This is a genomic window from Campylobacter concisus (assembly GCF_902460675.1).
Classification (GTDB): Bacteria; Campylobacterota; Campylobacteria; order Campylobacterales; family Campylobacteraceae; genus Campylobacter_A; species Campylobacter_A concisus_AJ.
In genome coordinates, this window is the sequence record NZ_CABPUQ010000001.1 from 984,513 (window position 1) to 993,839 (window position 9,327).

Here is a 9,327-nt window from a genome sequence, read left to right on the forward strand (position 1 = left end):
TAAAAGCGATCGGTTACAATTTTATAGATGAAAATTTTCTTAATTTAAGTAAATATCAAGATTATAACAGCATAGACGAGCTAAATAATGAGATAAAAAAGTGCTCTCTTTGCTTTTTGAGAAATAGTTCAAAGTGCGTTTCTACTGGCTTTGGTGATAAAAATAGCAAGATAATGTTTGTCTTACTTTGCAAAAAAGATGATTATTTTGAAGGCACAAGCGGCAAAATTTTAGAAAATGCTATAAAAGAAGGCTTAAATTTAGAAAAAGATAGTGTTTATATAAGCTTGCTTTTGCGCTGTGAAATTTCAAATAGTGACGCGAAAAATCCAGCGTTAAAGAGCTCGTTTGAGCTTTGTAGGCCATATCTTTTAGAAGAGGTAAGGCTTATTAAGCCAAAAATTATCATCACTTTAGGAGAGGAAGCTTTTATGCATCTTTATCCAAATTTGCTCTCAAAGGGTGGATTTTCAAGTATAAGAGGAAGCATTTTAAAAGATGATGATAGGTTTATAATGCCAACTTTTTCACCAGAGTGGATCAGTAAAAACCCAAGTTTTGAAGAAAATTTTATAGATGATTTGAAAAAAATCAAGGGAGTGATATGAAAAGAATTTTTCTTTTTTTAGTTATATTTGTAAGCCTTTTTGCAGCGCAAAATGAAATTTCAACCGAGATGCAAGATGAGATCACTGAGGCAAAATTTGAAAGCAACATCACTAAAAATCAAAGCCTCTCAAGCATACCGCCAGCAAAGATCACTTACATAAATTTAGAGCCAGAATTTTGTGATAGCTCTTGTTTAAATGAGCTTATTAAGAGCGATATGCTAGCTAGCTTTATGGCAAGATTTGAGCCAGCAAAGATAGATGATAAAGCACTTTTAGACCTTTACACCTCACTTGGCGGAGAGATGGTTTTAAAGCTTGCCACAAGCGATAAGATAGCGGTTATCATCCCTCAAAAGATTATAAAATCATACGCAAATGTCGTATCAAACGCTATTTTGAGTTACATCTTAAAGCAAGATGCAAATGTCGAAGTGAAATTTATAAATAGCAGCGACGAGAGTTTGTCTAGTCTTCAAAATGCGCTTCAAAACGCTAGAAACGAAGGTTTTATCTTCTTTATAGCAGCCCTTACTCAAAATGGCGCAAACATAGCAAATTCTCTCATCTTGCCAAACGAACTCATCTACATCCCAAGCGTTCATAGCTCTTTCGTGACAGCTCCAAAGCCAAATTTGATCTTTGGCGGAGTTGATTACAAAGCGCAAATTTCAGCCCTGCTGGCTTTTGCCAACGAAAAAGTGGTCGCCTTTGACGATGGCAGCACGCTAGCACAAAAGCTAAATGAGTATGTACGCATGCAAAGTAACGACTACTACGAGAGCTCGATCACTGGCAAAGATATAAATTTAAACGATACTTTAAGTAAAAAGTCTAAATTTGATAACGCAAGCATCTTTTTAAACATTCCTATCGTCAAAGCTTCGCTTGTGGCAACGCAGATGAGAGGCTTTGAGATAAAACCTTACGCGCTTTTAAGCACACAGATAAATTTCTTGCCAAATATCTTTAGCGCCATCACGCAAAGAGATAGGCAAAACCTCTTTGTGGCAAATTCGCTAAATTCGCTTGATGAGAGATTTTTAGGGTTTGGAGATCTTTTTGGAGTTGATTTTAGATACTCACAGATCGGCTACTCAAGTGCGCTGGGAGTGGAGTATATCTATACAAATTTCATAAACAAAAGTGCCAGCAAAATTTTTACAGAGAGAGTTGAGGGCTCGCAAGTTTTATATGATGTGAAAATTTATGATACAAAAAGCGATCACTTTAATGAGGTAAATTCGCAGGAGCAAAATAGCACAAGCGGAATTTAGCAGTTTCACTTGCTAAAATTTAACCCCATTTATAAAAGTTTTCATGCTCTCATCTATCTTTGCTAGCCTGCCCTCTTTCATAAAAGCTAGCGTGATAGTCGCTTTAAAGAGCACTTTTTCTACATCTTTTTCATCAAATTTATAAATTTCTTGCTCTAAAACAAGGCTTGCCTTTTTAAGCTCTATGAGCTTTGTTTTTACAAAAACTTCATCGCCAAGCACAGCTGAAGCAAGAAATTTAGCTTCAAGAGCTGAAACTACAAAGTATCCGCCCTCTTTTGTGAAATTTAGCCCAGCCTCAAAAAACGCCTCACTTCTAGCTCGCTCGCAATATTTAATATAATTTGTATGATAGACGATGCCGCCTGCATCGGTATCTTCGTAATAAATTCTTATCTTCACTGCAAAGCTCCTTTAAATTTTCATTTGCTCTTGCTAGGCTCTCGTTTTGCGCCGCGCGTGATCATCAACGACTGATCATAAAACAAGATAAGCACCACCGAAACGCCCACACCAAGCGCTAGCGAAACCGTCGTAGTCGTGATAGCATTATCAAAAAATATGATCAAATACTCATTTTTCTTAGCGATACTTGTCTCATTTAAAAATGAAAAAAGTGCCAAGATCCCTTTATACGCAAAAACTCCTGGCACCATCGGCAAAAGCGCTGGAAATGCGATGATCTCAGCTGGCACCTTTAGCCGTTTGGCAAAGAGCATGCCTAAAATGCCGCTCATAAAAGAGACGATGAGTGTTGCGACACTGATGTTAAAAAATCCCATCTGCATGATCCAAAAGCGGCTAGCATGCGCAAATGCAGCGAGCAAGGCGCAAAATATGAGAGTTCTTTTTGGAGGCGAGCTAGCATAGGCAAAGCCCAGCCCAGCCACCGCAGCAAAGCCAGCATCTACAAGCGTTTCACTAAAAAGCTCAAACATTTAATATCTCCGCGCTGCTAAGCGTTAGCGTGATATAGACGCCAACAGCCATGCAAAGTATAAGGATGCCCGTGCTTATGGCTCTGCTGATGCCAACAAGGGTGTTGTCATTTAGGATGTCAAAGACTGAATTTATGAGAAAAACGCCCGGCATCATAAAGAGCACAGACGAGCCTATCGCCACGTCGCTTGTATGTGTAAGCCCGTAAGATACGCCAAGATAGGCGATAAATGAGACGACAAATGATGTCAGGACGTATTGAACTTTTAAATTTACGCCCATTTTTGCAAGGGCAAATTTAAGAGTGTAGCCAACAAGCGTTGCAAAAAATATGCAAACAACTGAGCCAGCATCGCCTCCAAAAAGTCTGCAAAATGCCGCATTTGCAAGGCTTATTAAGATAAGTGAGCTAGCAAATTTATTTGCACTGACACTCATTACGCCCTCAAAACTCTCTTTAGCTTCATCTAAGCTTAAACCCTCATCTAAAATTTGCCAGCTAAGCGAGGATAGCTCGGAAATTCTGTTAAAACTAACCTGCCCTAGAGGGATCTTTCTCACATAAGTTCGGCGCAATGAGTTATCCTGCGAGTCCATCACGCTAATGGTAAAATACTTTACAAAAATCGTCACGCTAACGTCGTATCCGTAGTGCTTAGCTATGCGGTCGACGCACTTTTCCACGCGCGCAGTATATGTGCCAGCGCTCACCATAGCTGTCGTGTATTCGGCGAGGAAATTTGTTAAGATTTGGATATCAGGCTTGGCGTTCATTTTGACTGATCTTAAATTTCACAAAAAACAAAATGAGCTGCAAAACAAGCATCACTTTCATCACATATTCGCTTGCGCTGTGCATCTTGGCAAACTCCGCTGTCTGCGTCGCCTCTGCGCCAAGACTTTGAGCCTGCACGATAAAAGGCGTAAAGATAAAGATAAAGCTTAGCGCTAGAGCTAAATTTAAGAACGAGAGCATAAATGTGCTAAATTTTAGTGAAAATGCAAGCTTTTTTCTTAGATCAAATAGCTCGCTAACTGCCACAAATGCGCTTACAAATAGCAAAACGTAGTTAAATTTTAAAAATATCTTTGTCATCATCTGTCCGCTCATAAAATGCGTGAGCACCCCCTCGCCTATGATGCTTTGTGGGAAAAATATGACTGGCGCGACCAAAATTCCAAGCGTTAGCTCAGTGCCGATCACCGTTGCTAATAGTAAAAAATAGATACTTCTCAATCTCTCTCCTTTATAGTTTTAAACTCGCACAAAAGCCCCTGTCAAAGCCTGCTAAGTCCTTATAAAACGTGCTTTTGAAGCCATTAAATTTTAGCGCCATCTCCATGCTCGCTCTTTGATCATAGCCCATCTCGCAGGCGATATTTTTTATGCTGCGATTTCTAGCGATAAGGATGATATTTTTTAAAATTTCATCTCCGACCTCGCCACCAAATAACGCCTCATGCGGCTCGTTTATCACAAATTTATCAAGCTTATAGCCTTGCGCGATATATGGCGGGTTTGAGACCAAGATGTCGATATCACCAGAAATTTCATCGATATAAGAGCACTTTACAAAGTCGATCTTATCGCTTACATTAAATTTAAGTGCATTTTTTTTAGCCAAATTTAGAGCCTTTTCATTTATATCAGTAGCTACTATTTTAGCGTTTGTTTTTAGAGCTAGCATGACGCTTATTATCCCGCTGCCAGTGCCGATCTCAGCGATCTTTGGCGCTTTATAGCTGCTTGCTATCTCTAACACTTTATCGACTAAAATTTCAGTCTCAGGGCGCGGTATCAAAACGCCACTTTCTACCTCAAACTCCAGCCCATAAAAGCCAGCCTTGCCAGTTATATATTCAAGTGGCTCATAGTTTTCAAAGCGCTTTACAAGGGCAAAGTAGCCGCTCTCATCACATTCGCTCTTTTGGTTTAAAAATATCCACTCGATGCTCACATCAAGGTAGCTCATGAGCAAAATTTTAGCCGCCCTGCTTGGATTCTCGCAAAGTGGCTTTAGCCTTAAATTTGCTTCTTTTAGAGCCTCTTCAACTCTCATTTTCTAGCTCATTTATCCGCTCAAAAAGGCTTGGGTGCGAGTGATAGACAAATGAGTAAAGCCAGTGCGACTTCGGAAATGCTTTGTTTTCGCTGCCAAGCTTAGTTAGGGCGTTTATCATGTCGGTTTTGTTTGAAATTTCTTTTGAAAATCTATCTGCGCCAAATTCATTTTTACGGCTAAAGTGTGAGATGATCGGCGAAAAAAGAAAGCTAAAAATAGGCGAGAAAAGCACCAAAAAGATGATGATGCTAGCGCCGTTTTGACCAAGTCCTATCGCCTCATAAGCACTTGCGCCCACGTTTCCAAAGATAAAAAATAGACAAAAGAGCATAATGGCACTTAGCGCTATCATTTTTATGATGTCTTTATGTTTAAAGTGCCCAAGCTCATGACCCAAAACCGCCACGATCTCCTCGGTGCTTAGCTTTTTTATGAGCGTGTCAAAAAGCACCACTCGCTTTGTCGCTCCAAGCCCGCCAAAATAGGCGTTTAAGCGGTTGTCACGCTTGCTAGCGTCTATCGTAAAGACGCCACTACTTTTAAAGCCGCATTTTGTGAGCAGACCCTCTATCTTGCCCTTTAGCTCGCCATCTTCAAGTGGCGACATCTTGTTAAAGATAGGCGCGATGAGCGTTGGGTATATCAAATTTATGATTAAAGCGACACCAAAACTTAGCAAAAACGCCCAAAACCACCAAAAATTTCCAAGAAAATTTATACATAAAAGCACGAGCCAGACGAAGGCCGAGCCAAAAACTAGCATAAGAGCTAGCGACTTTATAGTATCAACCAAAAATATCTTTGCGCTCATATTTGAAAAGCCAAGCTTTTTGTCTTTGACAAAGCTTTCATAGATACTTAGCGGCAGATCAAGAAGCGACGAGATCAGCAAAAAGCTCATCGCAAAGAGGATGTTTTCAGACGTGCTGCCCTCTTTTAGGCAAGCGCCTGAGAGCATTTTTAGCCCAAAGCTTATCCACGCAAAGAAAATGACGGCATGGTAGATGAGGCTAAAAATTTCAAATTTTTGATTTGTCACGGCGGCAACTGCGGCGTTTTTGTATTCGCTCTCTTCAAGCACAACAGGCTCTTTTTTAGCTTCAGCTCTTACAAAGCTGATCTGTAAATTCGCCAAAAAAAGCTTAATAATCACATAAGAAATATAGATAAATAAAAGTGTATAAAACATATTCTCCCTTAAATTTCATAAAGACTAAAGCAGCCGTAGTCCGTTCTAACTGCGAGTTTACCATCTATAAATTTAGCCTCGCAGCTCTTTACGACGTGATCTAGCGTAAATTCCACCCTCACATCGCCACTTTGCAGATCGACGGCGTAGGCTCTGCTTTGATCTATCACCACAAGCTTGCCAGCTACGGCGTCAATGCAAAACTCGCTCGCTCTTAGATACTCGTCCTTTATCCAAGGCTGCTTTGTCACTTTTGCGCTCTTTATATCAAGGCAAAATAGCTTGTTTTCAAGATACTTTCTAACTAAAAGTGTATTTTCGTCTAAAAAGCAAATTTTATCAAGCGCACCAAATTCGACTCTTAGCTCGCTTAAAATTTCGCCATTTTTTGCATTTAAAATTTGCAGCTCGTTTTCTTTGGTGCAAAGCGCAAGCATGCTAGCATCCGCACTAAGAGCCGCGCAAAGTATCGGCACGTAGCTTTTTATGCTGCATTTATACTCGCCAAACTTAGAAATTTTACCTTCATAAAAAGTAAAAATTTGTCCAAACATACCAAAAACTGCCACATTATTTGCAGAGCAGACAAAGCTCGCTATCTCGCTACTTTTCTTAATATTTTGCTCGGCTAAAATTTCACGAAATTTAGCTCCATTTGGCTCAAAAATGCAAATTTCATGATCAAGGTCTAAAAGTAAATTTTCGCTTGCACACTGAGCATGCCACGCGAGCGGCTCTGGCAAGGCGATCTGCTCTTTTATAGTGCCGCTTTTATCCAGTCTCACCAAAAGATCACTAGGCACGTCGCCATCTTTTTGACTGCCACTTTTATAAACATAAATTTCATCTCTTACGCTTGCAAACGAGAGCGCTCCAGTGTATCCACCACCGATATAAACATGCAAGCTCGCCGCGCCTGCTTTTGCCTCGCTATCTTGCAGGATAAAGCCCTTTTTTAGGCTCTCCCACTCTTTTTTAACGCAGGCTTTTTTAGCCTCCGTCTCGCTTGCAAATTCTTTTTTAGTTTGCTTTGTTTTGCCGCATTTTTGGCTAACGCTCACTAAAGCTTTATCCTCTACGCTAAGCCTTAGGCGCTCAGTGCTATCAAAATTTACAAGCTCGCGCATATTCTACTTCAAAAAGTTGTCGTAAAAGCTACTGATAAATAGCACCAAAATGACAAAAGGCACGATAAATTTGATGTAGAAAAACCAAATATTTATGAGCTTTGCGTACTTTTCGCTACCTTGCAAGATCTCTTTTTTCGCTTCATCTTTTAGCACCCAGCCCACAAATATCGCACATCCAAGTGAGGTTAGCACGAAAAATATCGTTGCGCTTATCGCGTCGTATGCGTCAAAGATATTTTTACCAAAAATGCTCACATGACTTAGCAAATTTGTAGCCATAAGTGATGGTAAATTCCCAAGCACAAAGATGACGCTAAGCACTAAAAATATCGCTTTTTTGCGTTTTATCTTAAATTTCTCTTGCAGCGTTGTAATGATCACTTCATATATCGGCAGCGACGTCGTAAGCGCAGCGATCATAAGAAGCGCGAAAAACGCAACCGCGAAAAATCCGCCAAAAGGCATGTGCGAAAAGACGATCGGAAGCGACTTGAAAACTAGGCTAGGACCGCTATCTGGCGAGACACCGTAGCTAAAGAGCGACGGAAATATCATAAAGCCAGCAAGCACGGCTATGACGGTGTTTAAGATGCCTGTGATGATAGAAATTTTAACTAAGCCTTCGTCCTTTTTAACAAAGCTTGAGAGCGTTATCATCACGCCAAATCCAAGCGAAAGCGCAAAGAAAACCTGCCCCAAAACCTCGACAAAAAGCTTTAAGTTTATCTTTGAAAAATCAGGCGTTAAGTAAAATTTCACACCGCTCATCGCACCCCCAAGCGTGATGTTTTTAGCGATCATTACTAGCATCAAGATAAAAAGAAGTGGCATTAGGTATTTTGCTGAGCGCTCGATGCCACCAACTGCGCCTTGCACCAAGATAGCGTAATTAACCAAAACAAAAACAAGGGTCGCAAAGCTGATGGCAAGCGGATTGCTAACGATATTTTGCTCGTAAAATGCGCTCGTTTGCTCAAAGCTCACGATGTGCGAGAGATCAAGCAGGCCAAATGAAATTTGAGCGATATAGTTTAAAACCCAGCCGCCGATAACCATATAATAAGCCATAATGCCAAATGCGCCTACAAGCCCCATCCAGCCCACTATCTGCCACTTTTTGCTGATTTTTTTGCCATTTATCGTGCCGCCAAATGCGTCTACGGCGTTGCACTTTAGACGCCTGCCGATGGCGTTTTCAACCAAAATCATAGGAATACCAATGACTATCATCGCTATGCAAAACACGAGAACATAGGCCCCGCCGCCGTTTTGACCGACCAAGTAAGGAAACCGCCACGTCGCTCCAAAGCCGACCGTAGCCCCTGCAACAGCTAAAATGTATGTAAGTCTTGAACTCCACGATTTTCTATCCATCTATCTACCTTTGTGAAAAATAGGGATTATATAAAAAAAATGATTAAATTTTGCTAGCAGCAGGCGATGCTTGCGTGTAAATTTGGCTTTTTTGCTAAATTTGAGCACTTTTATAGGCGGAATTTTTTATCTTTGCAGGGTAAATTTAACTCTGTTAAGACAAAACACCAAATTCTACATATCCTTCCATCGCAATGAGTAATATCCAACCCTCTTTGGGACTGCAAAAATAGTGGTGTTGCGCGACATTTTCAACCATAAATTTTAAAAAATCATAAAAATATGCAGGCGTAAATTTAAGCTCTGTGCTTGTCAGACTATCGCCGACATAGCATATCTCTCCGTTTAAAATTTTACTTTGAATGCCTGGATATGAGCTTAGAAAATTTTTAATATCAGCGAAATTTTCATAATCAGCCGTTTTATAATCTTTTAAATTTTGCAAAAGCGGTTTTGATCCGATAAAGGTAAAATTTCGCTCTATAAAATTTGCTACATCATCGCTTTTACGCCATTTTTGACCCAAATTTGACAAAAAAGCAAGCATCTCATCATCAGCTGATGTAAAATTTGAAACTGAACTTTTCTTGCTCATTTGTCTCCTTTTTGTAAAGCTACTACACCTTTGTAAAAGAGGGATTATATAAAATTTTATTTAAGCTTTTGATGTGATATTGCAATTTTACGTATCAAAACCTGTGCGTAGCACAGCAACTTCTAACGTGCGAGGGGTTTGGGGGATCTAAA

At 40.1% G+C, this 9,327-nt stretch carries 11 protein-coding genes; 2 read left to right on the plus strand and 9 right to left on the minus strand.

Annotation, left to right across the window (positions count from 1 at the left end):
* Nucleotides 1–116: 116 nt before the first annotated feature.
* Both F3G88_RS04790 and F3G88_RS04795 read left to right on the plus strand, forming a co-directional pair.
* A complete protein-coding gene (locus tag F3G88_RS04790) occupies nt 117–608 on the plus strand; it encodes a uracil-DNA glycosylase family protein (RefSeq protein WP_223228733.1) in 492 nt (163 codons plus the stop codon).
* Entirely contained in the window at nt 605–1,885 is a 1,281-nt protein-coding gene (locus tag F3G88_RS04795) for a hypothetical protein (RefSeq protein WP_149715513.1), read from the plus strand. Before F3G88_RS04790 ends, F3G88_RS04795 begins: the two co-directional genes overlap by 4 nt.
* A gap of 12 nt (nt 1,886–1,897) precedes the next feature.
* Here F3G88_RS04795 and F3G88_RS04800 read toward each other — a convergent pair whose 3' ends face one another.
* The 9 genes from F3G88_RS04800 to F3G88_RS04840 all read right to left on the minus strand — a co-directional run bounded on the left by F3G88_RS04800 (nt 1,898) and on the right by F3G88_RS04840 (nt 9,175).
* A complete protein-coding gene (locus F3G88_RS04800) occupies nt 1,898–2,287 on the minus strand; it encodes a YbgC/FadM family acyl-CoA thioesterase (protein ID WP_149715514.1) in 390 nt (129 codons plus the stop codon).
* A gap of 20 nt (nt 2,288–2,307) precedes the next feature.
* Entirely contained in the window at nt 2,308–2,823 is a 516-nt protein-coding gene (locus F3G88_RS04805) for a threonine/serine exporter family protein (protein ID WP_149715515.1), read from the minus strand.
* Nucleotides 2,816–3,598: a threonine/serine exporter family protein gene (locus F3G88_RS04810; protein WP_107944331.1), complete on the minus strand. Its 783-nt coding sequence runs from the start codon at nt 3,596–3,598 to the stop codon at nt 2,816–2,818. Before F3G88_RS04810 ends, F3G88_RS04805 begins: the two co-directional genes overlap by 8 nt.
* On the minus strand, nt 3,582–4,061 hold the full coding sequence (locus F3G88_RS04815) for a DUF4149 domain-containing protein (protein ID WP_149715516.1): 480 nt from the start codon (nt 4,059–4,061) through the stop codon (nt 3,582–3,584). The genes F3G88_RS04810 and F3G88_RS04815 overlap by 17 nt, the downstream gene beginning before the upstream one ends.
* A gap of 10 nt (nt 4,062–4,071) precedes the next feature.
* A complete protein-coding gene (prmC, locus tag F3G88_RS04820) occupies nt 4,072–4,884 on the minus strand; it encodes a peptide chain release factor N(5)-glutamine methyltransferase (protein WP_149715517.1) in 813 nt (270 codons plus the stop codon).
* On the minus strand, nt 4,874–6,076 hold the full coding sequence (locus F3G88_RS04825; protein ID WP_149715518.1) for a M48 family metallopeptidase: 1,203 nt from the start codon (nt 6,074–6,076) through the stop codon (nt 4,874–4,876). Before F3G88_RS04825 ends, prmC begins: the two co-directional genes overlap by 11 nt.
* Nucleotides 6,077–6,084: 8 nt before the next feature.
* Entirely contained in the window at nt 6,085–7,203 is a 1,119-nt protein-coding gene (locus F3G88_RS04830) for a hypothetical protein (RefSeq protein WP_149715519.1), read from the minus strand.
* A 3-nt stretch (nt 7,204–7,206) separates the two neighbouring features.
* Nucleotides 7,207–8,580 (minus strand): sodium-dependent transporter, encoded by a 1,374-nt coding sequence (locus F3G88_RS04835; RefSeq protein ID WP_009293662.1) that lies wholly within the window; start codon nt 8,578–8,580, stop codon nt 7,207–7,209.
* A 154-nt stretch (nt 8,581–8,734) separates the two neighbouring features.
* Nucleotides 8,735–9,175 carry a hypothetical protein gene (locus F3G88_RS04840; RefSeq protein ID WP_103573595.1) on the minus strand — a complete coding sequence of 147 codons (441 nt, stop codon included), beginning with the start codon at nt 9,173–9,175 and terminating at the stop codon, nt 8,735–8,737.
* Between the last annotated feature and the right edge of the window lie 152 nt (nt 9,176–9,327).

Coding starts and splice junctions, on each gene's coding strand:
- F3G88_RS04795 (WP_149715513.1), top strand. CDS start 605: ATGAAAAGAATTTTTCTTTTTTTAGTTATATTTGTAAGCCTTTTTGCA.
- F3G88_RS04805 (WP_149715515.1), bottom strand. CDS start 2,823: ATGTTTGAGCTTTTTAGTGAAACGCTTGTAGATGCTGGCTTTGCTGCG.
- F3G88_RS04810 (WP_107944331.1), bottom strand. CDS start 3,598: ATGAACGCCAAGCCTGATATCCAAATCTTAACAAATTTCCTCGCCGAA.
- prmC (WP_149715517.1), bottom strand. CDS start 4,884: ATGAGAGTTGAAGAGGCTCTAAAAGAAGCAAATTTAAGGCTAAAGCCA.
- F3G88_RS04825 (WP_149715518.1), bottom strand. CDS start 6,076: ATGTTTTATACACTTTTATTTATCTATATTTCTTATGTGATTATTAAG.
- F3G88_RS04830 (WP_149715519.1), bottom strand. CDS start 7,203: ATGCGCGAGCTTGTAAATTTTGATAGCACTGAGCGCCTAAGGCTTAGC.
- F3G88_RS04835 (WP_009293662.1), bottom strand. CDS start 8,580: ATGGATAGAAAATCGTGGAGTTCAAGACTTACATACATTTTAGCTGTT.
- F3G88_RS04840 (WP_103573595.1), bottom strand. CDS start 9,175: ATGAGCAAGAAAAGTTCAGTTTCAAATTTTACATCAGCTGATGATGAG.